At 32.3% G+C, this 26,174-nt stretch carries 19 protein-coding genes and 1 pseudogene; 19 read left to right on the top strand and 1 reads right to left on the bottom strand.

The features are described 5' to 3' along the window. The first annotated feature begins 224 nt into the window (after nt 1-224). From AC1DKZ_RS22590 to AC1DKZ_RS22515, 16 genes and pseudogenes are all read left to right on the top strand, one after another. Entirely contained in the window at nt 225-1,694 is a 1,470-nt protein-coding gene (locus tag AC1DKZ_RS22590; protein WP_476997085.1) for an aminoacyl-histidine dipeptidase, read from the top strand. A gap of 359 nt (nt 1,695-2,053) precedes the next feature. Continuing rightward, nucleotides 2,054-2,191 carry a hypothetical protein gene (locus AC1DKZ_RS22585; protein ID WP_372475720.1) on the top strand — a complete coding sequence of 46 codons (138 nt, stop codon included), beginning with the start codon at nt 2,054-2,056 and terminating at the stop codon, nt 2,189-2,191. Nucleotides 2,192-3,237: 1,046 nt separating this feature from the next. Then, entirely contained in the window at nt 3,238-4,551 is a 1,314-nt protein-coding gene (locus AC1DKZ_RS22580) for a D-alanyl-D-alanine carboxypeptidase family protein (protein ID WP_476997084.1), read from the top strand. A gap of 911 nt (nt 4,552-5,462) precedes the next feature. Continuing rightward, on the top strand, nt 5,463-5,978 hold the full coding sequence (locus AC1DKZ_RS22575; RefSeq protein WP_476997083.1) for a transglycosylase SLT domain-containing protein: 516 nt from the start codon (nt 5,463-5,465) through the stop codon (nt 5,976-5,978). Between the two features lie 142 nt (nt 5,979-6,120). After that, on the top strand, nt 6,121-7,278 hold the full coding sequence (locus AC1DKZ_RS22570; RefSeq protein ID WP_476997082.1) for an acyltransferase family protein: 1,158 nt from the start codon (nt 6,121-6,123) through the stop codon (nt 7,276-7,278). Nucleotides 7,279-7,367: 89 nt separating this feature from the next. Then, nucleotides 7,368-7,499, top strand: a pseudogene (locus AC1DKZ_RS22565) (Fic family protein); the annotation flags it as partial. A 162-nt stretch (nt 7,500-7,661) separates the two neighbouring features. After that, a complete protein-coding gene (locus AC1DKZ_RS22560) occupies nt 7,662-8,693 on the top strand; it encodes a VanZ family protein (RefSeq protein ID WP_476997081.1) in 1,032 nt (343 codons plus the stop codon). 169 nt (nt 8,694-8,862) lie between these two features. Continuing rightward, a complete protein-coding gene (locus AC1DKZ_RS22555) occupies nt 8,863-9,456 on the top strand; it encodes an SGNH/GDSL hydrolase family protein (protein WP_002085498.1) in 594 nt (197 codons plus the stop codon). 451 nt (nt 9,457-9,907) lie between these two features. Next, nucleotides 9,908-11,881 (top strand): penicillin-binding transpeptidase domain-containing protein, encoded by a 1,974-nt coding sequence (locus AC1DKZ_RS22550; RefSeq protein ID WP_476997080.1) that lies wholly within the window; start codon nt 9,908-9,910, stop codon nt 11,879-11,881. 396 nt (nt 11,882-12,277) lie between these two features. Further along, a complete protein-coding gene (locus tag AC1DKZ_RS22545) occupies nt 12,278-12,982 on the top strand; it encodes a response regulator transcription factor (RefSeq protein WP_476997079.1) in 705 nt (234 codons plus the stop codon). 2 nt (nt 12,983-12,984) lie between these two features. Continuing rightward, nucleotides 12,985-13,971 carry a sensor histidine kinase gene (locus AC1DKZ_RS22540; RefSeq protein ID WP_002017026.1) on the top strand — a complete coding sequence of 329 codons (987 nt, stop codon included), beginning with the start codon at nt 12,985-12,987 and terminating at the stop codon, nt 13,969-13,971. A 128-nt stretch (nt 13,972-14,099) separates the two neighbouring features. Next, nucleotides 14,100-14,870: an ABC transporter ATP-binding protein gene (locus AC1DKZ_RS22535; protein WP_002017024.1), complete on the top strand. Its 771-nt coding sequence runs from the start codon at nt 14,100-14,102 to the stop codon at nt 14,868-14,870. After that, on the top strand, nt 14,845-16,782 hold the full coding sequence (locus AC1DKZ_RS22530; RefSeq protein ID WP_476997078.1) for an FtsX-like permease family protein: 1,938 nt from the start codon (nt 14,845-14,847) through the stop codon (nt 16,780-16,782). Before AC1DKZ_RS22535 ends, AC1DKZ_RS22530 begins: the two co-directional genes overlap by 26 nt. Nucleotides 16,783-16,817: 35 nt before the next feature. Continuing rightward, entirely contained in the window at nt 16,818-17,498 is a 681-nt protein-coding gene (locus AC1DKZ_RS22525) for a lipoprotein BA_5634 family protein (RefSeq protein WP_476997077.1), read from the top strand. Between the two features lie 203 nt (nt 17,499-17,701). Then, on the top strand, nt 17,702-18,235 hold the full coding sequence (locus AC1DKZ_RS22520) for an RNA polymerase sigma factor (RefSeq protein WP_002127457.1): 534 nt from the start codon (nt 17,702-17,704) through the stop codon (nt 18,233-18,235). After that, nucleotides 18,225-19,052, top strand: a complete 828-nt coding sequence (locus AC1DKZ_RS22515; RefSeq protein WP_476997076.1) for an SH3 domain-containing protein — start codon at nt 18,225-18,227, stop codon at nt 19,050-19,052. The genes AC1DKZ_RS22520 and AC1DKZ_RS22515 overlap by 11 nt, the downstream gene beginning before the upstream one ends. 11 nt (nt 19,053-19,063) lie before the next feature. Here the strand turns inward: AC1DKZ_RS22515 and AC1DKZ_RS22510 are convergent, their stop codons facing one another. Beyond that, nucleotides 19,064-20,824 (bottom strand): peptidoglycan D,D-transpeptidase FtsI family protein, encoded by a 1,761-nt coding sequence (locus tag AC1DKZ_RS22510; protein ID WP_476997075.1) that lies wholly within the window; start codon nt 20,822-20,824, stop codon nt 19,064-19,066. Between the two features lie 411 nt (nt 20,825-21,235). On the opposite strand from AC1DKZ_RS22510, the gene AC1DKZ_RS22505 reads away from it, so the two are divergent. The 3 genes from AC1DKZ_RS22505 to AC1DKZ_RS22495 form a co-directional block, all read left to right on the top strand. Beyond that, nucleotides 21,236-23,371 carry a peptidoglycan D,D-transpeptidase FtsI family protein gene (locus AC1DKZ_RS22505; protein WP_476997074.1) on the top strand — a complete coding sequence of 712 codons (2,136 nt, stop codon included), beginning with the start codon at nt 21,236-21,238 and terminating at the stop codon, nt 23,369-23,371. A 282-nt stretch (nt 23,372-23,653) separates the two neighbouring features. Further along, nucleotides 23,654-24,580 (top strand): class A beta-lactamase Bla1, encoded by a 927-nt coding sequence (gene bla, locus AC1DKZ_RS22500; RefSeq protein ID WP_476997123.1) that lies wholly within the window; start codon nt 23,654-23,656, stop codon nt 24,578-24,580. Nucleotides 24,581-25,279: 699 nt separating this feature from the next. Then, the coding region (locus tag AC1DKZ_RS22495) for an HBL/NHE enterotoxin family protein (protein WP_476997073.1) at nt 25,280-26,174 on the top strand (895 nt) is incomplete at its 3' end.

Genomic DNA, 26,174 nt, shown 5'->3' with positions numbered 1-26,174 from the left:
TTAAAGTATACGGTTATTTTTTTAATAGAAAAATCGATTTTGATTACAGCACTCTTACAATCTTGTAAGAGTATAGCTTATTTATACTAAATTAAAAAATATAAGGATGGAATGAATAGGTTATAATGAATTTTTGAAATCTTAAAATAAAAGTAAAATAATGAATCATGGTATAATAATAAAGGACGTACATATTATTTTGTCAATTGGAGAGGAGCTTAAAAATGTATTCTACTTTAGAACAATTAACAAAGCACCCTGTATTTTATCATTTCGCAGAAATTTCAAAGATTCCTAGAGGATCAGGTAATGAAAAAGAAATTAGTGACTACTTAGTGAGTTTCGCAAAGGAACGTAATTTAGAAGTTATTCAAGACGAAGCGTTAAATGTCATTATAAAAAAAGAAGCTACTTCTGGTTATGAGAATGTTCCAGCTATTATCATTCAGGGGCACTCTGATATGGTGTGTGAAAAAAACCAAGCGACAGTTCATGATTTTGAGAAAGATCCAATTGAATTAAGAATTATTGGAGATATGTTATATGCAAACGAAACTACCTTAGGTGCTGATAATGGTATTGCCGTTGCATATGCATTAGCATTATTAGATTCAACAGACATCCCGCATCCAGCTTTAGAAGTTGTTATTACAACTGAAGAAGAAACGACAATGGGCGGTGCATTCGCTGTTGATTCAAATCATTTTGACGGAAAAATATTTATTAATATTGATTCTGAAGAAGATCATAAATTACTAGTGAGTAGCGCAGGTGGTGCGAAAGCAGTTGAAACGATTTCAGTGATTTGGGATGAAGCGTCAGTAGATATGGACACATATCGACTATATGTTGGGGGACTTAAAGGTGGACATTCTGGTTTGGAAATTGATAAACAACGCGGTAATGCGAATAAAGTATTAGGACGAGTTTTACGTGATTTATCACTTCACATTCAGTTTAATATGAGTGAAGTTCATGGCGGCTTAAAAACAAATGCAATTCCGCGTGAAAGTGTAGCTACAATTTTATTACGTGCAGAAGATGTACAGCAAGTAGAAGAAAAACTAAAATTATGGACACGTATGTTACAAGAAGAGCTACGTGCTGTTGATCCGGATGTTCATGTTTCACTTACAAAAGTAGAAGAAAAGGCGGGAAAAGTCTTTTCTAAAGAAACACAAAAACAGCTTATTTCTTCATTATTCTTAATTCCAAATGGTATACAAAGTATGAGCATGGATATTAAAGGTCTTGTAGAAAGCTCAACTAATTTAGGAGTTATTCAAACACTGCAAGATGAGATTAAATTACGAAGCGAAGTGAGAAGTTCTGTAAGTAGTTTAAAACAACATATTGTAGATGGAATTAAGTATATTGCGGAATTAGTAGGGGCAACATTTGAAAAAGAGTCTGAATATCCAGAGTGGCCATATAATCCTAATTCGCCTATCCGTAATTTATTCGAAAAAGTGCACCAAGAAAAATACAGCAAAGATGCTGAAATCTTCGCAGTACATGCAGGAATTGAGTGCAGTGTATTTGTTCAAAAAATGCCTGAGTTAGATGCTATTTCATTCGGTCCAGATATCTTTAATGTTCACACTCCAGATGAACATATTAGTATTTCTTCTGTTGTGAATAACTGGGGATTTTTCGTTGATGTAATGCAGGGAACGAAAGAATTAGCTAAGTAATAAAAGACGGAATAAAAAGCAGCCTAAATTTATAGGTTGCTTTTTTGTATAGAATTTTATGTGAAGCAAAATAATGGCCAAGAAATTTACCTATTGTTGATTTAAAATAAAGTTTGATAAAAAGATCTATTTTGCAGAGGATCTCTTTCTTCAACAATCGGGCCATTTAATTGAATAAGACTAAACAAAAAGTCGCTGTCCCTTACCTAAGGAAAGCGACTTTTTAGATTGTTTTTCCCCTTGTTATCAAGCTTTTTACTTTAAGTTCCTTTGACTAATAAGGTTTACTTCAGTAAAATAAGGTATATTATATTTGTTGAATAGATTCTCTTTAAAGACAAGAAAAGTAGGTGAACAAAGTGGGGAAATATCAATTGGATTACAAAGGTCAGGCAGCTGTGGCAAAGTTTCATGAAAAACAGACGCCTGCCAAATTTGATAAAAAGCAGCAACTTGAAAAATTGCGTGCGGAGTATTTGAAAAAGAAGCAAAAATAAACAGATAAATAATACGTTATGTTTTTCTGAATTTTCTTTATGTAATGCAAATAAACACAAGAAAATAGGTAAGTTATTCATCGTTCAAATATATACAGGCTATTTTTTTAAACCTCATACTTAATGAACTAAAAAGTCGATTCCTTGAGATGGAAATCGGCTTTTTTAATAAGTGACATTTCCTTAGCGTTGTAAATCCGCATTTTCCTGACGCTACCCCAAGCAGTAATTGAGGATAATGTATCTACCACAGTCGGGCGCTTTAATTGAGTAAGGTTCACAAAAATCATCAAACTTCTTTATAAAAGGATGATTCAATTGAATATAGAAAAAGCGTGTTTTGATCAATCTTTTTTTCAAAACACGCTTTTTCTATTCGCTCTTTTATCAAGGTTTATTAAGTTAATTTAATCAAACTTTATTCAAAAGCTACACCTATGTAAAAGTTCTGCTGTAATATTATATCCTCTTGATAAGGAGAAAGTATTACTACACAAGTGTCATGTGAATTTCATGTGCCGTAATTTAAATAAAAAAATAAAGAGTTTCAAAAAAATATAAAATGGTTTTCTTGTCCGCATTCTAGGATTTATTATAACTTGGTTAATTTGACTTGTGTAATCATATTTGGTATGAGTCTAGCAAATGGTGCAAATATAGTAATTTTTGAAAAGAGACCGACAGACCCTGTCAAGTAGATAATAAAAAAACGGCTAAGCTACCAGTGTGTTTCGATATTTAATCGGGGCGCACTGTTTTTATTTTTTGTAAATGTGGAACAAATGTATTACTTAGATTGTCTATTAAGTGTAATCCTAAAAAATATGAAAGTACGGATCATTTTGAAAAATACAAGGGTATTAAAAATAGGGATGTGTGTGGGAATACTAAGTGTCAGTGAGCCTAAAAGGGTGTGATGAGATGGTCTATATGAAAGCGATCCTAATGCCTTATATGTATATAGAATTTGATAACACTGTCTATTTTTTGGAGGATTATGTTAAAATAACGTTTTTTTGAGCACAAAGATATTGGAGGTAACAGAAGTGAAAGGTATGTTTTACAAGAGATTTATTGCAATAGGAACAGTGCTTATACTATTTTGTAGCATGGTTGTTACATCTGGAAGAGCATCAGCGGAAACAGTCCCTGTTTTAGACGTAGAAGCAGGATCAGCAATTTTAGTAGAAGCAAATTCCGGAAAAATTTTATATCAAAAAAATGCAGATGAATTATTAGCAATTGCTAGTATGACAAAAATGATGAGTGAATACTTAGTTCATGAAGCGGTGGATAAAGGAAAACTTAAATGGGATCAAAAAGTTAAAATTTCTGAATATGCATATAAGATTTCGCAAGATCGCTCATTATCAAACGTTCCATTAGAAAATGGTGGCTCTTATACGGTCAAAGAGTTATATGAGGCAATGGTAATTTACTCTGCAAACGGTGCAACAATTGCTTTAGCTGAAGAGATTGCTGGAAAAGAAGTCAATTTCGTGAAAATGATGAACGATAAATCAAAAGAGTTTGGAATGAAAAATTATAAATTTGTAAACTCTACAGGTTTAACAAACCATGATTTAAAAGGACATCACCCAGAAGGGACAACTCCAGACGAGAAAAATAAAATGTCCGCAAGAGATTGTGCGATTTTAGCACAACGTCTTATTCAAGATTTCCCGAAAATATTAGATACAGCAAAAATCCCTAAAATAACATTCCAAAAGGGTGGCAAGTATCCGATTGATATGACGAACTTTAACTGGATGTTAAAAGGCTTAATTAAGCAATACGAAGGTGTAGATGGGTTAAAAACAGGAACTACTCCAGAAGCCGGAGATTGTTTTACTGGTACAGTAGAAAGAAACGGTATGCGTCTAATCTCTGTAGTTATAAAAGCAAACTCTCATACAGCACGTTTTGATGAAACAAAGAAATTATATGATTATGGATTTGCGAATTTTGAAGTGAAGCAGGTCTATGAAAAAGATTCAGTAGTAAAAGGTCATGAAACAGTGCGAGTAGCAAATGCAAAGGACAAAGATGTAGTTGTTCAAACGAAGCAAGCTGTTTCATTTCCAATGCCAAAGGGCAACAAAGACGTTTATAAAAAAGAATTTAAAGTATCGAATAAAGAACAAGAAGCGCCTATTAAAAAAGGTGTAACAATTAGTCAAATGATTATATCGCCTAAAGATATTACAGATCCTGGGTTCTTATCAGGTAAATCATTACAAGTAGACCTTGTAACAAAATCTGAAGTAGAACAAGCAAATTGGTTTACACGTTTTATGCGCGAAATAGGATCTTTCTTTAGCGGCATGTGGAATAGCGCGGTTGATATAGTAAAAGGTTAGTTTTAAGAGATCCCCCTTGTGGGAGCCCTTTCTTACGATATACTCAATACCATTTATATCTATAGGGTAAGGCTAAAGATTAGCTTGAAACAAAAGGGATTAAAGTATTATAGATTCCTATGTGAAGGGCTTGGAATTGAGGATTGCGTTAATTCTCAAATTTGTTTCATCGTAACTGTGGGTATTACTAGCATAAAATTTTTAATTAAATATTTGGTTTCTAAATTTCTCTACGGTTTTATATCTCATTTTCGTTAGCTTGATGGCGATGGGGTAGTACCAAATCGCTATCAAGCAAAGATAAATTTATATCCATATAATCAAAAAACGCTATTCTTTTTGTAGAAATATACAGAAAGGATGGCGTTTATTATGAATTGTTCGATTCAAAGGGTTCTGGTGCAAGGCTAGTTTAATAAAGTTACATGATGAAAACACATTCATTATTCCATCAAGTGACAATAAAAATAAATACCTGGTACTTATTCCTGTTATTAAATTTTATAAAAATTTAATAAAATCTTTTCTTCTTATTAAATATTTTGTTTTAAATTAATTATATAAAGAAATGGAGGCCGAAAAATGAATTTTTTAAAGAAATTTAAGTATCTTTTTATAGTGTTTATCCCTATGTATATAGTTATTCTTTAATTTCAATCGAACAAAAAAGCAAGGTATTCGAGAAAAAAGTACGGTACCATACAGAGAAAACGCTCTGCCATACAAAAGTAAATTGTACCGAAAGTGATAAAAGCGAATGTTATATGGAGGGAACCCCCTAATAATTTCACCTGAAAATCGGTAATTAATGAAACAAACAATAACAAGATGATACATGATTACGAGTTAATATCCCCAAAAGATAGGATTACTAGTGACAATCTTTGATACTGACAATTGAGGTGACGTCGATGAGAGGGACATTAATAAAAAGTGGAGTATTTATTTTAGTTTTAACAGGAGGGCTATATCTTACAAAATACGCATATGACCATCATACTAACCGAGTTAAAGTAAGAGACACGATTCAACAAATATCAATAGAGCATGGTATACCGCCATGGATTCCTTTATCTATTGCATTCCATGAAAGTAAGTTTGATCGAAACGCAATTGGAGATCAGGGCACATCATTTGGACTGTTTCAGCTTCATCGAGGTGGACTAGCACCTAAAGATTTAACGAACGAAGATTTGAAAAATGCAGAAACCAATACTCGAATTGCAATATCTAATATGATAAATGCATATAACCGTGGTTTACAGCAAAATTTAAAAGGACCAGAGCTATTAAAATATGTTGCTAATACCTCAGGGAGGCCTGGGAATAAGGGTGTTCAATGGACAAATAAGCAGACAGACTATAACGAGGGTTTAGAAAACAGTTTTAAAATGTTTTCTAAACGACAATATGATTTTATAGAATGAAATTTCTTTTTTCTTTCTATTATTATATAACTTATGCCTAAATACGAAAGTTTCCTAAAACAGATACATAGATTGACTTTGTACTGCTTATATTAGGAATTTAAAGAAACAATATGTATAATTATCCCACTACAATAGTATAGTGGCCTTTATTAACAGCAAAATCTACAATTTACAAGGAGAACATTTTATGAGTAAGAGAATAAAAGAATTAGATTCCATACGAGGGTTAGCGGCACTGACAGTGGTATTTGGACATTTTTGTTTAATGCTACCATCGTTGCCTAATTCTATTAAATTTTCTCCGCTTAGGTTTTTATGGGCTGGCGGGGAAGCTGTAATCGTTTTTTATGTACTCAGTGGTTTTGTGTTATCTATGGCACTTTATCATTCAAAAACAAATTATTGGGGATATTTAATTAAGCGATTTGTACGAATCTATATTCCTTATTATTTTTGGATAATCATTACCTTTGCTTTATTTATTTTGTTCTCGCCGTATGAAGTGGCTGGACTACGGGATTGGTTCTATGATAGGTGGCAAGGGTCTATAACAAAAATAGATATTATAAACCATTTTGTGCTTCTTAATAACTTTTTTACGGAAAATTATAATCCAGTTATCTGGTCATTGGCTCAAGAAATGCGTATATCTATTGTGTTTCCGTTGTTATTCCTTCTTTTTTATAAACTGAGTTGGAAGAAAACGATACTATTTGCTTTGAGCTTTTCTTTAATTAGTGTTTTCCTTAATATGTTGCATATAGGGAAAGCAGAGGGATTTTATAATGGTTATGCCGATACACTGCATTTCACATCGATGTTTATGGTTGGAATGTTACTTTTTAAGCATCAGGAAAAGCTTATCTACTTATATAGGAATATGAAAAAATTTAATAAAGGATTTCTTATTGCATTAGGGATTATTCTATATTTATATTCCATTTTAATTTATGGTTTTTCCCGTAATGATACTACTTTCTTATTAAAAGATTGGGGTGTCGTAATTGGTGTTAGTATATTTATAATAATGGCCATGAGTAACCTAAAAGTGAAAGCATTTTTAAATAAGAGTGTATTTGTATACTTAGGAGAAATTTCATACAGTATCTATTTGTGTCATTTTCCAATCATGATGGTACTATTTAAACTTTTGTATACAAAGATACCTATCTTTTTCCTTCTTGCTTTGTGTATTTCAATGACAATACTTCTTTCTATAGTTTCGTATCATTTAATTGAAAAGAAATGTATCAACTGGGCAAAACAAAGAACAACAAATTTTCGAAAAAAAGTGTAATGCTTGAAGGAATTTTTTTTCTTTAGTAAATATACGAATATGACCGATTCCTAAGTATATTAGGAATCGGTCAATTACGGATTCTATATAAATATACTAAAATTGAACAAATTTTTAATTTTATACTTAACTCCAAAAATCCTCTTACTAAAGAGAATCTTCGTAACGTTTTTCCAGACATAGCCGAAAGTACAATTAGTAAAACGCTAGTTTCCTTGTAGCTGCTTGGTCAAATAAAGCTAGTTTTAAGAGGAAGAAATGCTCAATGTATACAGGTTTAATTCTGTATTAATAATTATTAGGGGTAACAACACATCGCTATCTATATCTAAAATGTTATATAAAACTATTGAATATTTTATTCGTAAAAACAGAGGTGTAAAATGAATTTTATTTCCGAACTACTTGTTACCTTTGCAATTCCTACAATACAACTCACATTCTTGTTACTACTCATTTTTGTTTTTAGTTACTTTGTAGTATACAAAAAGGTATGTAAAGGAGGGGGGGAATTTACCGTACAACAAGTTATATTGTTTATATTGATAATAGGATATTATTCCCTTGTATTATCAGCTACTTCATTTGGTCGTCCAGATGATATAACTTTTGCAAGAACAATTGACTTTGATGTACTTAGTGTTTATAAAAAAGCATGGAATACCTTTTCATTTTCTTCTTTTTTCCATATCATTGTGAATATAGGTATGCTTTTTCCGTTAGGAATTTTATTACCTTTATTTAGTAATGTTTTTCAAAAAACAAAATGGATGTTAATCAGCTCAATTATAGCAAGTTTATTGATTGAAATCCTTGAATTTATAATGCAACGTGGAAGTATGGAACTAGCCGATTTACTTCATAATACTTTAGGAATGATGCTAGGATATTCTATGTTAAATATAGTTCTTATATTGTTGAAGAAAAAAGAAACAGATACACAAATGACCAAATATTTATTTCTTCCGATTACAGTAAGTTTTGTTACACTTGGAATAATGATTTCGTATCAAATGAAGGAATTTGGGAATATGCCTTTAGATCCCATTACAAAAACAGACATGACTGATGTCATTATAAAAACATCAATAGAGTTAAAAGACGAAGGTAATAAAATGCCTGTTTACAAAGAGGAAATTACAAAAATGCCTAATGACAATGAGCCAGTTACAAAAAAATTACATATTCGAGATGTCGAAATTCTGTCTCCCAAAGAAGTATTTCAAAAACTAAAACAAGGAGACTTTGATCCTATAATATCTTTCAAAGCAGGTGATACATTAGTCATTACAGATTATAATATAGATTACTACGCTGATACAAAAGGCTTTTCTCAACCTATATATGTTTTTCAAGTACGCTTAAATGATAATGGGAAAGATAGTTGGTCTCAACCTATTTCTGCGAGAAGATAACGTAGATTTTCATGTTTTTGTTCATGTGAAATAGTTAAATCGAGTTGTCTTGCTCATTTGAAAAATCTCCTATGGAATTTAATTGAAATTGAAAAACATTTAAGAAGAACAATTACGCTGTGGGCTATTGTATAGTGTAGATATGAATAACAAAAAAGGGGGACTAGATATGTGGAAGCGATTTGTAGCGATTGGTGATAGTTTTACAGAGGGGATAGGGGATGAAGTTGAGGGAATAGCATTAAAAAGCTGGGTAGATCATTTTGTTCAACTGTGTGTAGATGATTTAAAATATGCTAATTTTGCAAAACGTGGGTTAGTAACTAAAGAAATTCGCTCACAGCAATTGGAGCAGGCATTAACTTTTAATCCAGATTTGGTTAGTCTAATTGCAGGTGCAAACGATGTTTTAAAAGGACGTTGGAATCATCAAGCATATAAGAACGATATGGAATTTATGATAGATAAATTAAGTAAAGCAGGTGCTGATATTATTATAGCAAACCTTCCAGATTTTACAGTTAGGCTTCCATTTCCTTCTGAAAAAAAACAAGTATTAAAAGAACAATTATTAGAGGCAAATGAAGTTATACTTTCACTGAGTAGAGAGTATAAGCTTCATCATGTTGACTTTTGGAATCATCATTTAGTTAATGACAATACGCTTTGGTCTACGGATTTAATTCATCCAAACTCAAAAGGATATGTAAAAGTTGCTGAATTGATTTTTAGTAGTTTGCCTGTACATGACTCTTTTAAATAAGCTGTAGAATGACCTAAACTCCTGTCGCATGCTGTACAGGGGTTTTTTGTGCGAAAAAGAAGGATATAGAGTGCCTATAAATTATACTTTAAGTAATTCTTTTTATTGTTTATATTTTTGTTATTTTCTGTTGCAGAATCCTTAGTATAAGGATTCTTTTTTTGTATCAATAATCTATAAAGAAAAAAGATGAAATTAGCGAAAATGAACTAAAAGGTATTTTAAATGAATTGTTAAAACAACACTAATAATGATAACGTTCGCTAAATATATTCGTCGTTTGTAAGAATCTTAAAATCTTCCCTTTTTGAATGCAGCTTAACCATAAATTAAATTTTTTTGTAAATGTGGAACAATTTCATTACTTACACTGTCTATTAAGCGTCAAAACATTTTTTATTTAATAAATTAAGAAAGGAATAATCATTTATAACTAAGGGAGAAGATTGAATTGAAAAAAATATGGATGCTACTTTTCTTTTGTTTCGGAATTATGTTGGTAGGATGTAATAAAAACGAACCCTCAAAACAAGCATTTGAAGAATATATCAATTTATGGAATGATAAAAAATTTACAAATATGTATGATCATTTATCAGAACATGCAAAAAAAACGATTTCTAAAAAGGAGTTCACAGAGAAATATCAAAAAATTTATGAGGGTATTGGAGTTAAGAATTTAAAAATTAAAACGAAAGGAGAGAATAATAAAGATAAAGAACTTTTTCTTTTTGAAGTTAATATGGATACGGATGGAGGAACAGTTTCATTCATCCATGAAGCAAAACTCGTGAAAGATAAAGATAAGGAATCTTGGAAAATAGATTGGACACCAGACTTCATTTTCCCAGGTATGAAAAAAGATTACAAAGTACGTATGCAAACAGAGCAAGGAAAACGCGGAGAAATATATGATCGAAATGGAAAAGGGCTTGCAACGAATGGTAAAGCGACTGAAGTTGGAATTATTCCAGAGAAACTAGGTGAAACGGCAGCGCAAACAAAAGAAATAGTAGCACAATTACTTGATATGTCTACAGAAGAGGTCGATCAGAAGCTCGCAGCGAAATGGATAAAACCAGATTCCTTTGTACCAATTGGTATTTTAAAAGAGGGAACCAGACAGAATGATTATATTGAATTAGAAGGAGTTTTATCTCGCCCAGTAAATATTCGTACGTATCCATTAGGAGAAGCAGCGGCACACTTAACGGGATATATAGGAAAGGTAAATGCAGAGGAGTTAAAATCGCTTCAAAAAAAAGGTTATCAAGCAGATGATTTAGTGGGTAAGACAGGTTTAGAGAAAGTATTAGAGAATAAATTGCGTGGTGAAAAGGGTGGACGCGTATTTATGGAAGATGAGAACGGGAAAGAGATTAAAAACGTAGCAAAACAAGAAGCAAAAAAAGGAGAAAATGTTACGTTAACTATTGATGCTGCAATTCAAGAAAAAATCTTTAATGAGATGAAAAATGAAGCAGGATCTAGTGCAGCGGTCAATCCTAAAACGGGTGAAACAATCGCACTTGTAAGTAGCCCTGCTTATAATCCAAATACAATAGTTAGAGGAGCATCAAAAGCTCAACGGGAAGCATGGAATAACGACTCGAAACTGCCAATGATGAATCGCTTCACACAAGCATTTGTACCAGGTTCCGTATTTAAAACGATTACAGGTGCAATTGGTTTGGAAACAAACACAATAAATCCTAAGGAAGAATTTAAAATTCAAGGATTAAAGTGGACAAAAGATTCATCTTGGGGAAATTATTATGTAACACGTGTGAAGGATGCTAGTCCAGTTGATTTTGATAAGGCAATGAAGTACTCTGATAATATTTATTTTGCTCAACAAGCATTGAAAATAGGAAAAGATCAGTATGTAAATGAATTTAAGAAATACGGATTTCATGAAAAATTACCAATTGAATACGAATTCCCTATTTCAATCATTGCAAAAGATGGGATAAAAAATGATATTCAACTAGCAGACACGGGGTACGGACAAGGACAAGTATTAATGACACCTCTTCATTTAGCATTGACTTATGCACCGATTGTCAATGAGGGTAACATTCCGTCACCGCATCTTATAAAAAAAACAAAAGAAGCGGGAAATTGGAAAGAAAATGTGATTTCTACCAAGAATCAAGAGATATTAAAAAGTGCGTTAATAAAGGTTATTAATGATCCTGATGGTGCTGGGAGAATTGCTAAAGTTGATGGTGTAACTCTCGCTGGTAAGACAGGTACAGCAGAACTGAAAGAATCGAAAGAAGCAGAGGGTAAAGAACTTGGATGGTTTGCAGCTTTCGATGCAAGCGCGCCAAACATGATTGTTACCATGATGATTGAAGATGTAAAAGGAAGGGGCGGGAGCAACGTTCCAGGTGAAAAAATAAAACATGTTTTTCAGAAATAATACTTAATTAGAAGGTGAAATTTACTTCTTTAGTAAATATACAAACCTTACCGATTCAAGATTATATTAGGAATCGGTTAATTTATGTCTAAACGCAGATTTTATGATTTTAATAATCGTATTTAATTACGTGTTTTTTTACACAATTAAATACGATTATTTTTTATTTAAAAATTATAAAACAACAAATTTTAAAATGTTAAATTAGATAATTGAAATTTAAAAAATAAGAGCTATTATACTTAACTTTATTTTCAGAAATATTACAAAGCTGTTAGTTTGAAGTAAGGTTATTCAATATAAGTAAGAGGGGAATTTCTTTATACTAAAAGATAAAAGTATTAATTAGATATTTCTAGATAATAAATAGATACATAAATAAAAGGAGCTAAATATATGTATAAAATCATGATTGTAGAAGATGACCAAAAAATTTCTAAACTACTTCAATCCCATATTAATAAGTACGGGTATGAAGGAAATATTACAGAGGATTTTGAAAATATTTTGGCTAACTTTGAAAAAATTCAACCTGATTTAGTTTTATTAGATGTAAATTTACCGAGTTTTGATGGTTTCTACTGGTGCCGACAAATTAGAACGGTCTCTACTTGTCCCATTATATTTATATCAGCACGTAGTGGAGAGATGGAGCAAGTTATGGCACTTGAACATGGTGCAGACGATTATATCACTAAACCGTTTCATTATGAAGTTGTAATGGCAAAAACCCGAAGTCATCTTCGAAGAATTTACGGAGAATACGCACCGAAAGCGGAAGAAAGAGTTGTTCAGCAATCCGGTTTAATACTTTATCCAGAAAAAATGGAATTAAAGCTAAATGATAGCATGTGTATACTGTCAAAAAAAGAAACTGTTTTACTAGAAACTCTCTTACGACAATCTCCTAGTATTGTTAGTCGAGAGAAAATTTTAGAAAAACTTTGGGATGACTATACGTATGTAGATGATAATACGTTAAGTGTAAATGTTACACGTGTCCGAAAAAAATTAGAGGAAATCGGAATAAAAAATGCATTAGAAACAGTTCGTGGTGCTGGATATCGTTTGAAAATAACTTGGAAGAATGATGAGGTATAATAATGAATTTATTTTTACGTGAACATATCCCTTTCATTTGTTTCTCAATCATTCAGCTATTTGTCGTTCTAACTGTTTATTGGCTGGATGGATATAACCACTTATCTACTGCGTTATATAGTGTGTTTTTAGGAGGATGCTTTTTAATTGCGTTTTTACTTTATCGCTACTTTAGCCATCGTAGATTTTATAACAAATTATCCAACCCTTCTGAAACATTAGAGGACTCCTTAGAAGAACTCGATTCCACTCCATTATCAGTAGCACTTCAGCGTGTGTTAAAGACACAATACAGTCAATATCATCAACAGTTAAAGACTTGGGAATATAAACAAAAAGAGCACCTTACATTTATTAATCAATGGGTGCATCAGATGAAAACGCCCCTATCAGTTATTGAACTGATCACACAAGAAGAGAATGGGGAGGTTTTTGAAAGTATTGTGGAAGAAGTAGATCAAATGCAGTACGGATTAGAAATGGTCTTATATATGGCGCGATTACAAACGTTTGAGCAAGATTTTTATGTGGAAAGAGTTTCGTTACAGGAAATCGTTCAAGAAGTAATCCGTGAAAATAAACGTCTGTTTATCCGTAGCTATGTTTATCCAGAAGTAAAAGTAAAACAAACTATTATGGTAGAAACCGATAGAAAGTGGCTTCGGTTTGTTATTCATCAAGTGATATCCAATGCCATTAAGTATTCAGCAGGAAGTAGAAAAAACGTTACTATTACTACATTAGAAGAAGAGCGCTCAGTAATCCTTGAAATACACGATCATGGTGTGGGAATTCCAAAAGAAGACCTCCCGAGAGTATTCCGCCCATTTTATACGGGAATAAACGGTCGGAAATTTAAGGAATCTACTGGGATGGGATTATATCTTGTGAAAAATATTATAAAAAGATTGGAACATGATATTGAAATAAAGTCGGAAGTAGGAAAAGGAACAACAATCTGTATTATTTTCCCTTATGCAAATCGTTAGAACGGTGTTTAGTTTGATTTTTCAGAAATATTACAGACCTGTTAGATATATGAAAGGTTAATCGATATGAGAAGAAGGGACGCTTAGATAAACTTAGGTTATTAAAAGATAAAAAGGAGCAAAACGATATGGAAATATTAAAGGTCTGTGAACTGAGTAAAATCTATACAGGAAAGGTATCTTATGAAGCGCTCGCCGACATTAATTTGAGTGTGAAAAAAGGGGAGTTTGTAGGAATAATGGGACCATCAGGAAGTGGAAAAACTACTTTGTTGAACATGGTTTCTACTATTGATTCTCCCACATCAGGAGAAATATTGATTAATGGAGAAAATCCATATCAATTATCTCAAAATGAACTGGCATTATTTCGAAGACGTGAATTAGGTTTTGTGTTTCAAGCATTCAATCTTCTTACAACATTAACTGTAAAAGAAAATATTGTTCTTCCTCTGACGTTAGATGGTACTAAAGTTGAGGATATGAATCAGCGTGTAGAAGGTATTGCAGAAAAATTAGGCATTCAAGATATATTAAATAAACGAACATATGAAATATCGGGCGGACAAGCACAAAGAACAGCAATTGCACGTGCTCTAATTCATAAACCTAAATTATTACTTGCAGATGAGCCGACAGGAAACTTAGATTCAAAAGCGGCTAATGATGTAATGGAGTTATTAAAACGATTAAATAAAGAACAAGATGCAACAATGATGCTTGTTACGCACGATCCAGTGGCTGCAAGTTTTTGTGATCGCGTTGTATTTATTAAAGATGGAAAATTATATAACGAAATTTATAACGGAGAAAACCAACAAATGTTTTATCAAAAAATTATAGATGTACTTGCATTACTAGGAGGTCGTAAGCATGACTTTTCAAAGATTCGCTTTTAATAATATCATTCGAAGTAAGCGGACTTATGCTGCACACTTTCTAAGTAGCTCATTTTCAGTTATGGTTTTTTTCACATATTCACTCTTACTTTTTCATCCTGATTTACAAGGAGAACTAGCCTCCACAAGTAAAACAATGAGCCTTTTAGGAACAATGGGGATGCAAATCTCTCAATATCTCATTTTTGTATTTTCATTCTTCTTTCTTTTATATTCGGTGAGTTCTTTTTTAAAAACAAGAAAAAAAGAATTTGGAATTTTAATCATGCATGGTATGACACCGGCGCAGTTAAATAAATTAATTTTTTTAGAAAATATGTTAATTGGAGTCGCTTCAATTACATTTGGTATCTTAATTGGTTTGATATTTTCAAAGCTCAATTTATTGGCAAGTGAAAATATATTAGCGATTGATAAGGGTCTTCCTTTTTACGTTCCTATAAAAGCTGTCTTTACGACAACTGGCGCATTTTTGATTCTGTTTCTAGTCATTTCGTTGTTTACTTCTAAAATGGTAAAAGCAAACAAGTTAATTGATTTGATGAAATCAGAGGAAAAGCCAAAACCAGAGCCAAAGGCATCAAAAGCATTAGCATTACTTTCCGTATTATTAATTGGGTTAGGGTATGGATGTGTGTTCTATTTCGTACTAGAAAGAAACTTCATTATGCCTTACTTACTTGGAGGGGTAGTCTTTGTAGTGATAGGGACATATTTTCTATTTTCACAGTTGAGCGTGTATGTAATACGTGTCTTAAAGAAAAAAGACACTTTGTTTTTTAATAAAACAAACCTTCTTACTATATCTGAATTGGCCTATCGTATGAAGGATAATGCAACTATGTTCTTTATGCTAGCGATTGTTTCCGCTGTGGCCTTCACAGGGATTGGTACATGCCTAGCAATGGGAAATAAGGGATTAACCGAAATGACCAATCCATTTGCATTTACATATACTTCGTTAGGAGAAAATGCACAAGAAGAAGAGCACATTACAGAAATAAAAAAACAACTTACTCGCTCAAATTTCTCTTATCAGGTAGCGGTTACGAATCCTAAATTCACGGAAAATAATTTAGTGCTAATCAAAGTATCAGAGTATAACAAGTTTGCAAAAATCTTCGGGTATGAAATGGAAAAGATAGATAATGATCAAGAAGCGATTATAGTACCCTCAATCATTTCGCAAAAAGAAAAGTATGCAAGAGGAAAAGATATACCCGAGAAAATAGATGTAGTACAGGAAAACTTAGAAATGTCCCTCCGGGTCAACAAGGCGGTCCCACATATAGTTCTCCCAAATTCAATTGGAGCCATTATTGTTGTTTCGGATTCTCTGTACGATAAAATCCCTAACAGAAAGACGGAAGATGATTCTTACGTAATGAAAAGTCAATATGGTTTTGTCGTGGAAAATTGGGAGAAATCAAGAGTGGTTACAAAAAAATTAGAAGAAACAATGGGTAATCATAATTCGGGGCAAGCACACCATTATTTTAAAGCGTTGTATTCTGAATGGATTTCTTCGAAACAAGAGAACGGTATTTTACTTATTGTCAGTGTATTAGTAGGGATCGTATTCTTTACGTTTGCAGCCAGCCTATTATATTTCAGGCTATATGCAGATTTAGAAAGAGAACAACAACAATACGAAATGATTGCGAAGGTCGGTCTAAGTAGAAAAGAACTAAAGAAAATCGTAACACGACAGCTTATACTAATGTTCTTCTTGCCTATCATTATAGCGATTATTCATAGCGGGGTCGCTTTTATAGCCTTGCAACAGCTAATTGACTACTCTGTTTTAAAGATTTCGATTTTAATTATACTAGCCTTTATATCCATTCAAAGTGTGTACTTTTTCACTGTCCGTTGGCGTTATTTACAACGGTTATATAAAAAAATTATGTAGCGTATTGATAAAACAAGCAAAGAGGAGAAAAAGAAATGAAAAAAGTAATGAAAGTGTGTATGGCAGGAGTTGTATCAATTTCTATGTTAGGGGCTTGTTCTTTTGGAAAGAAAGAAGAACCAAGGAATGCCGCTTTATTAATTGGAGGAGAACAATCATTAAAAGGAATAGTAAATCAACATAAAAGTGAAATTAAGACCAACACTTTGTATAAAGTGAAGCAAGCAGAAATTGATGGTAAACAAGTATTAATGATGGATCAAAAAACAGCGAAAAAAATGGTTGGGTTAGGTGTATTAAGAGAGTCAGATAATGATGATGAAGTATGGAGTTCAGACCCAATTAAGTCAGTACCTTCAGTTCCAAAAGGTAAAGCTGTCTTACTAGCTAGTAAGAAAAATAAAAAAATCAAGGAATTAACAATTAATGAAAAGAAAATAGATGTCCAGTATGCTAGTGATACTTGGTTCGGTCACTATCGTAATCCAAATTACGAGGAATTGATTGTAATTGTTGATAATGCAACTTTCAATCAGATTCCTGTAAATGAAACATCAATGGAAATCCTACATTTCAATAAATCGTATGGAGAAGATAGACCATACAACTCAGATGATGTTAAAGCTGCACAAGCAGAAACTGAATGGAAAAAACTCACTAAAACTATGGGGAGTCAAGTGGATGTATTAGATGCGGTTTCTATTATAAAAAAATAATGAAAATATATTTAATACAGAAAAACCAGGATGATTTTAAGAATTTATCCTGGTCTTTTTTATTACATTTTTTTAAGAAATATCATCTGTCGAAAAAAAGATAAACAATGGAACAAATGAAACTTGTATCATGTCTATATATTGAAACCATATTAAAAGTGAGGGCAGCTTTATGTTTATTCAAATAAGTTTGAGGTGTGGAAATGGAACAGAAGTTTATTGAAAAATGTAATCATGATGAGCTTGACTATGTTATAAAAGACTATTGGCAAGATGTATGGAATTATTCATTTATTATTACGAAAGATCCACACTTATCAGATGACATCACACAAGATGTATTTATTAAGGTTTTTAAACATTGGAATTCGTTTCGAAAGGAGTCATCTATTAAAACGTGGATATTAAAAATTACAAGAAATACGGCAATAAACTATTTGAAATCCTCTTATTTTAAAAGGATATCTTTAGTGGGATTTTTTAGTGACGATAAGCAATCTCCATCGGCAGAACAAGAATTTTTTAATCAAGAGGAAATGAATGATGTGTGGGATGTTGTATTAAAACTACCTAAAAAACACCGCGAAATACTAATATTGGATGCGAAATATGAATTATCTTATGAAGAAATGGCTGAAACATTAGGTGTATCCATTGGAACAGTCAAATCTAGGTTAAGCAGAGCAAGAAGTAAAGTTTCAAAATTAATAGGGGAGGGTAGAAGTGATGAACAGTAAAAAAAATCCTGACTGGTATAGCAAATTAAAAAATGGACCAATGGAGCGTCGTAAAGATGAAGAAGCATTTATTTATAAAATAAAGCAATCGATATACCAAAATAGTGAAGTAGACTCTGTACCATACAAGAGACCATTTCGTAAAAAAGCATTGCCTATTGTAGTTGTTTTGGTTTGTACAATGTTATTTTTTATTGTTCAACAACCTTGGCTTGATGATAATAAATCACCGGTACAAAGTAGTACTCAAATTAAGCCTAAAACAAAAGATGAGTCTGCTCAAGATCCATCATTAAAACAATTTATGAATGAGTTATATCGAAGTACAAATTCAAAAAATGAAAATGACCTGTATAGAGCGTTAAATGATGAAGTTCTATTTAAAGGGAAAAGTTATCAGAAGGATGAATTGAAGTTTGATGAGGATATTTTTCATGAGTTGCAAGTCGCTCTTACAATGGGGGGAGAATTTGCAAATGATACAAAGAAAGCATACAAAGTACCAAGTGGATTGACAGAAAGTAACCAACCAAAGCAATCGCATTTTATATATGCAACTGTTACTGGAAACAAAACAAAAATTTTAGCTGAACCAAAACTAGAATCACAAGCTTTATATGAAGTTTCTAATGAAATGGTAAAAGCTTGGATTCCGGAAAAAGTACAGAATGATGGATTTATAAAAGTATCGACTATTAACGGTAATACTGGATATGTACAAACAAAGTATGTTTTAACTGATATTAAATATTCTTTCATGTTCGAAAAAAATGATGAAGGTAAATGGAAAATAACGAATATAGATTCTATTTGGTAAAAGAGGAAGGTTCACTTTAATGAACCTTTCTCTTTATCTTTATCCTCTTTTTGAAGTGAATTCCAGCACTCTAAAATTTCTGATGTAACGAGAGCAGCAATATTTTTTTCCGAATTACTACCAGGAATAACGACAGAAATAGCAATTTTTGGATCTTTGGTAGGAGCATATGCAATGAAAAGAGAATGATTTATCATTCTTTCTTGCTCGTTCGGAGAGCCAGTTATCCCTGTTTTACCCGCGACATCAAAGGGCAAGTTTTTAATCTCCTCTATATTTTGACTCATCCCACCTTGCACGACACCCCAAAATTTCATAGGATAACGATTTGAACTTTCTAAGAGTGGTTTAAACTTTTTTGTTTCCTTATCGTCTTGACCAATAATAGCACTTACGATTTGAGGTTTATATTTATCACCTTTACTTGCCAAAGTTGCTGCATATTGAGCAAGTTGAAGAGGGGTGTGTACTTCATTTCCTCCCCAAGATGCATTTAATAAAGCAGAGATTCCATTTTCAAACTTATTAGATGGATGAAATTCATATTCTCCGTCTTCTTCAAAGGGTAAATCAATACCAGTTTTAGAGCGGAGGCCAAATTGCTTTAAATAATCTGTCCATATATTTGCTACTTTTTCTATATTCCCATTATTTCGGTTGAATAAGGGGAGAGCTACTTTTGCTGTCATAAATGTATTTGATGAATTAATGATAGCTTGACTCGGTGTAATTTCACCTGTTGGTGTTCCAGGAGCATTAGTGATGTTATTTTGATTATCATACTGAAAACTACCATTATCCAAATATGTATCCTCAGGTTGAAAAAGCTTTTCGTTTAATCCGATTAAAATAGTAAGTGGCTTTATAGTAGAGGCCATATTTACATAAGATTCACCATACTTTAATTTTTGAATTGCTTTATTTTGCGAAAGGGATTTAATGTTTTCTTTTTTAGATGATACATGTCTATTTAATATATTTGGATCAAAAACTGCCGAATTGGCCATAGTTAATATTGCGCCAGTTTTTACATCGGTTACTACTGCATAACCAGCATTAGCATCAGGTACTTTCTTAATTTGAGATCTTAGTGCTTCCTCTGTTTTTTGCTGCAATTTAGAGTCTAAAGCTAGCCGGACATCTTTTCCTTTTTGTATTTTTTGAATGTTCCATAAGAACTTTTTATTATTCATTTTAAAAATCAGAGTTTTTCCGGGTTTTCCTTTTAAATCATTTTCATATTGAAGCTCAATCCCACTTTTACCAACAGGTCCATACTTAGAATTAAGGTCATTTTCTACATACCCAATTACTTGTGAAGCAATTTCGTTCTTTGGATAATATCGAATGAATTCGTCTTTGATCACTACATTTTTAGGTTTATTCTTGTTTATGAATGAAATTTCATTTTCATTTATATCAGAGTATAAGGATATTTCATTCATAGTCTGCTTATTACTGGATTGTTGTAATTGAGATTTTATGTCCTCTGTAGAAATGTCATGTTGAAACTCGTTTGAAAATTGATTGAAAAAAGCTAATGTGTTTGATGTATCTTTATTCGATAGTTTTTCATCATTAGAAGTGCAATATAGAGACTTAACTTTCTTATTTGTAGCTAGTATTACACCATTTTGATCAAGAATTTTTCCTCTTTCAGCTGAAGAAGTTGCGATAGTAATTGAAATGAAGTTGATTTTTAATAAAATTAGTAAAATCACACTTACAATAGAAAGAACCGCAAAAAATCTCCATCTTTTCGTATGTAACATATAACCCTCCCTTATGTAGCCTATTCCATCTTATAGTTAATTTTTTTTTTTGTAAATGTGGAACAACTTTATTACTTAGGTTGTCTATTAAGTATTACAGCATGAAGAAAGGAACAATCAGTATGAAAAAAAGTACATGTTAATAGTAAGTCTATGTGTAAGTTTAATATGAGTCATTATACAGTTTAGCATTTCTAATGCAGGCGACAAAAAAATAGAGAAAAAAAACAGGAAGGGAGATTTATCAATTACGCGGCTAAACCAAAAGGAATGGATGCTTACAAGGATTTAACAAAAAAGATAAGACACTATTATAACTGAATAGTGGTTTCTAATATATAGGGAACGCTTTTAGTATATTTATTTACTAAGTATTAGTGAGGATTTCCTGAAGAATTATATGGAGGATTTATGAAAGAACAAAAAGTAAAGAAACAGAAGACATGTATATCTATTCGATTGAATATAATGTTCCTTTGCATATTTGTACTATTCTCAGCTATTATTATGCAGCTAGGAAAAGTACAAATCGTTGAGGGAGAGGCTTATAAGAACCAAGTGGAAAACAGTCAAAATGAAACAACTAGTATACCAGTTCCACGTGGACAGATTCTAGATCGAGAAGGGAAAACGGTCGTTAATAATAAATCTCTTCGCACAATTACGTATACAAGGGTGAAGGGGATTACGAGTGAAGATATTTTAAAAACAGCAAAAGACTTGGCGAAGGTACTTGAAATGCCTGAGCAAGATATAAATAAATTAACCGATATCGATAAAAAAGATTTTTGGATGCAATTGAATACGAAACGTGCGGAATCAAAGATTACTAAAAACGACATAGGAAAGTTTAAAGAAAAGGGAATAGAGGGAAAAGAACTCGACAAAAAAATTCAAGACTTAAGACGAAGTCGCGTTACAGAAGTAGAATTGGCAGAATTAACAGCACAAGATTTAAAGGTGTTAGCTATTAAAAGTAAAATGAGTTCAGGTTATCAACTGACACCACAAATTATAAAAAAAGATGTGACAGATCAAGAATATGCGCGGATAAGTGAAAAACTTGCGGAGTTTCCAGGAGTAGATACAACAGTTGATTGGGAACGTAATTATGTAAATGGTAATTTATTTCGTTCCGTGTTAGGTAATATTACAAGTAGTGAAGAAGGATTACCGAAAGAAAACTTAGATTCTTATTTGGTACGTGGATATAACCGTAATGATCGTGTAGGAAAAAGTTATATTGAACAACGATATGAAGATGTATTACACGGCACAAAAGAAGAAGTGAAAAACATTACTGATAAATCAGGAAACATTATAAACACAGAAATAATCTCTAAAGGAAAAAGTGGTAGTAGTTTAACATTAACGATTGATATGGAATTACAAAAGAAAGTGGAAGAAAGTATAGAGAAAAATTTGAGAGCTTTTAAGAGTTCAGAGCCATTGTTGGACCGAGCGTTTGTCGTCATGACAAATCCAAATAACGGACAGATTTTATCTATGGCAGGCAAAAAGATTGTAGAAAAAGAAGGGAAAATAGAGATTGAGGATTTGGCATTAGGTAACATGACAACTTCGTATGAGCTAGGATCAGCTGTAAAAGGCGCAACGTTATTAACTGGATATGAGACAGGGGCAATACAGCCAGGAGATCAATTTTATGATGCACCGATGAAATTTAAAGGTACACAAGCCAAGAAATCATGGAATGTATCCGGATTTGGTAATATTAATGATTTACGAGCTTTACAAGTATCTTCGAATGTATACATGTTCCAGACAGCTTTAAAAATTGCGGGAGTTAATTACGTACCGAATGGTTCATTGGATATTAAACAAGAAGCATTTGATAAAATGCGTTATTATTTTAAACAATTTGGTTTAGGGGTACCAACAGGTATTGATTTACCGAATGAAATAATTGGGCAAACGAGAAAAGTAGATAGTCAACCTGGGTTTTTACTAGATTTTTCTATCGGTCAGTATGATACGTATACGCCATTGCAATTGGCACAATATATTTCAACTATTGCAAATGGTGGATATAGAATGCAACCCCAAATTGTACAAGAAATACGAGAGCAATCAATAAAAGAAGAAGAGGTCGGTAAAGTTATACGCTCTATAGAGCCTGTCGTATTAAATCGAGTTGATATGAAGAAAGAACATATTGATCGGATAAAAGAAGGTTTTAGATGGGTATTCCAAGAAGGTGATGGAACTGGCGTGAAGTATTTCAAAAATGCGCCATATAAACCAGCAGGAAAGACAGGGACAGCTCAAACTGTATATGGTGGAGATGATCCAATTGGTAGAAATGCAAAAGGAGAACGTATGGAATGTTACAACTTAACATTAGTTGGATATGCTCCATATGATAATCCAGAAGTAGCATTTTCTGTAGTAGTCCCATGGCTTCATGATGATAAAAATGGAATTAATTCTATAATTGGAAAGGAAATTTTAGATGTATACTTTGATTTAAAAAAGCAACGTATACATGGTGAAGCTGCTAGTACAGATAGTTCGAATCAAAATTAGTAAAATTTGTGCACTTTTCTCAGGGGAAGAGACCCTGTTTATATAAAAGCCTTTATAAGTTAAAGAAAAAGGAAAATTTGAAATAAGAGATAGCGGCTATCATAGTTGCTATCTCTTACTTTTGTTAATATCTTGGCTACTAGTTAAAAAGGTTTTAAATTTATGGAACAAACTTGTTTCTTAGATGGTCTATTATGTGTACGTATAAAAACAGGTTTTCAAATAGGATACAGTGTATTGAATTTACTACTTGTTTTCAGTATTGAAAATTTGAAAGGAATGATGATTTTGAAAAACAAGAGGATGTTAAAAATAGGTTTATGTGTTGGTATATTAGGTTTAAGTCTTACAAGCCTAGAAGCTTTTACAGGAGGGGCATTGCAAGTTGAAGCGAAAGAAAAGACCGGACCAGTTAAACATAAAAATCATGCGACGTATAAAGAATTCTCTCAACTTGAGAAAAAATTTGATGCTCGATTAGGTGTGTATGCTATTGATACTGGTACAAATCGAACAATTGCTTATCGACCTAACGAAAGATTTGCCTTTGCATCAACCTACAAGGCATTAGCGGCAGGAGTATTGCTACAGCAAAACTCAACTGAGAAATTAAATGAAGTTATCACTTATACGAAAGACGACTTGGTGGAATATTCACCCGTTACAGAGAAACATGTAGATACCGGAATGACATTAGGACAAATTGCTGAGGCCGCTGTTCGTTCCAGTGATAATACTGCAGGGAACATTTTATTTAATAAAATAGGCGGACCTAAAGGATATGAAAAAGCGCTTAGACAGATGGGTGATCGGGTTACTATGGCTGATCGCTTTGAGACAGAGCTAAACGAGGCTATTCCAGGAGACATTCGTGACACTAGTACAGCAAAAGCGATTGCTACCAATCTTAAGGCTTTTACGGTCGGAAATGCACTTCCAGCTGATAAACGTAAAATTCTTACAGAGTGGATGAAAGGAAATGCTACAGGAGACAAACTTATTCGTGCAGGCGTACCAACTGACTGGATAGTTGGAGATAAATCAGGAGCTGGAAGTTATGGGACACGCAATGATATTGCTATCGTTTGGCCGCCAAATAGAGCACCCATTATCATCGCAATTTTATCTAGTAAAGATGAAAAAGAGGCTGCCTATGATAATCAACTAATTGCAGAGGCAACTGAAGTGATAGTTAAGGCTCTTAAATGATAATTTCTCAATTCTTTATGTAATGTAATTGAAAATAGGAACCTAGAAAGCGATTCTTTTACTGTGAAAAGAATCGCTTTTTTGTATTCCTATAATAATAGTAAGTATATAAGAAAAAATTATTATTTCATGGATAATTTATCCTCTAAAGTGCATGAGGGGAGTTTTCTCCTGTGGTGTTCGTAGTAACATGATTATTATATATACGATAATAATATTTTGGCGTATGTATGCTAGTTACTCCTATATGAATATGTAATTTTACATATCCATATAAAAGACACATATGCGTCAATCACTATTAAATTATATTAAAATCATTTTCGAATGAGGGATTCATATAGGATTTGGGGAATAAAAGGATTTTTATGTTTAATTATCATAGTATAATTATTTCACTTTATGAAATGAAATTTGGATTTAACTTTTTTAAATATAATATTTTATAATTTGAATAATAAATATCTGAAAAATCAAATTTAATCAAAGCGATTTTCTGGCTTACTTATGAAAAACATAGTGTTTAAAATGAGGGGGAAGTAAGGTCCTTATATTCTATCAAAAATAAATAAAAAACGAGATGTAATTACTTTTTTGAAAAAATCTCTATCCTCAAGTATATGTGAAGAAATCCTAACGTTAGGTTGTACAACATTTACGATTAAAACTGTAAAAAACAATAGTGAAGAGGTGTACGGAATGAAGAATAAAATTATGACAGGATTTTTAATAACATCAATCGTTACTGGAGCGACTATTCCTATCAATACTCTCGCAACGCCAATCGTTCAGGCAGAAACGAAACAAGAAAATATAGATATTTCCTCAGCATTACGAAAAATAGGTGCACACTCCAAATTAACACAAACCTTTATAGATGGAGCCTTAGCAAGTCCGAATGTGCAACTTGAAGAAGTTCCATCTTTAAATACAACTCAATTTCTAATTAAACAAGATATGAAAGAGTGGTCATCAGAACTATATCCAAAATTAATTCTACTAAATTCAAAAAGTAAAGGATTTGCAACCAAATTTAATAGCTATTATCCAACATTAAAAGGATTTGTAGATAATAAGGAAGATAAAGAAGGGTTTATAGATAGACTGGAAGTTCTTCAAGATATGACTATAACAAACCAAGAAAACGTGCAACGTCAGATTAATGAGTTAACAGATCTTAAACTACAGGTAGATAAGAAACTGAAAAATCTTGATACAGATGTGGTAAAAGCACAGAGTGTACTTAGTTCAGAGGGAACAGGAAAAATAGACAAGTTAAAAAATGAAATGCTAAATACAAAAAAATCAATTCAAAATGATTTAGAGCAAATAGCATTATTACCAGGAGCTTTAAATGAACAAGGGCTAAAGGTATTCCAAGAAATTTATAGCCTATCGAAAGATATCATTGAACCGGCTGCTCAAACAGCGGTAGTAGCGTATAGCAAAGGAAAAGAAATAAACAATGCTATTGTAGAAGCAGAGAAGAAAGCAGAGCAAGAAGCAACAGAAAAAGGAAAATCAGCTATAGAAATTGAAGCTGCCAAAAAAGAAGTACGTGAAGCGATAGAGAAAAGTAAAAAAGGTGAAATTG

This window comes from Bacillus sp. 05T21 (assembly GCF_056396785.1).
This window is presented reverse-complemented; position numbering and strand designations above follow the sequence as displayed.

What these genes read in the sequence shown, in the direction of transcription:
- AC1DKZ_RS22590 (WP_476997085.1), top strand. Translation starts at nt 225, where the DNA reads ATGTATTCTACTTTAGAACAATTAACAAAGCACCCTGTATTTTATCAT.
- AC1DKZ_RS22555 (WP_002085498.1), top strand. Translation starts at nt 8,863, where the DNA reads ATGTGGAAGCGATTTGTAGCGATTGGTGATAGTTTTACAGAGGGGATA.
- AC1DKZ_RS22560 (WP_476997081.1), top strand. Translation starts at nt 7,662, where the DNA reads ATGAATTTTATTTCCGAACTACTTGTTACCTTTGCAATTCCTACAATA.
- AC1DKZ_RS22540 (WP_002017026.1), top strand. Translation starts at nt 12,985, where the DNA reads ATGAATTTATTTTTACGTGAACATATCCCTTTCATTTGTTTCTCAATC.
- AC1DKZ_RS22575 (WP_476997083.1), top strand. Translation starts at nt 5,463, where the DNA reads ATGAGAGGGACATTAATAAAAAGTGGAGTATTTATTTTAGTTTTAACA.
- AC1DKZ_RS22515 (WP_476997076.1), top strand. Translation starts at nt 18,225, where the DNA reads ATGAACAGTAAAAAAAATCCTGACTGGTATAGCAAATTAAAAAATGGA.
- AC1DKZ_RS22510 (WP_476997075.1), bottom strand. Translation starts at nt 20,824, where the DNA reads ATGTTACATACGAAAAGATGGAGATTTTTTGCGGTTCTTTCTATTGTA.
- AC1DKZ_RS22545 (WP_476997079.1), top strand. Translation starts at nt 12,278, where the DNA reads ATGTATAAAATCATGATTGTAGAAGATGACCAAAAAATTTCTAAACTA.
- AC1DKZ_RS22525 (WP_476997077.1), top strand. Translation starts at nt 16,818, where the DNA reads ATGAAAAAAGTAATGAAAGTGTGTATGGCAGGAGTTGTATCAATTTCT.
- bla (WP_476997123.1), top strand. Translation starts at nt 23,654, where the DNA reads ATGATTTTGAAAAACAAGAGGATGTTAAAAATAGGTTTATGTGTTGGT.
- AC1DKZ_RS22505 (WP_476997074.1), top strand. Translation starts at nt 21,236, where the DNA reads ATGAAAGAACAAAAAGTAAAGAAACAGAAGACATGTATATCTATTCGA.
- AC1DKZ_RS22535 (WP_002017024.1), top strand. Translation starts at nt 14,100, where the DNA reads ATGGAAATATTAAAGGTCTGTGAACTGAGTAAAATCTATACAGGAAAG.
- AC1DKZ_RS22520 (WP_002127457.1), top strand. Translation starts at nt 17,702, where the DNA reads ATGGAACAGAAGTTTATTGAAAAATGTAATCATGATGAGCTTGACTAT.
- AC1DKZ_RS22530 (WP_476997078.1), top strand. Translation starts at nt 14,845, where the DNA reads ATGACTTTTCAAAGATTCGCTTTTAATAATATCATTCGAAGTAAGCGG.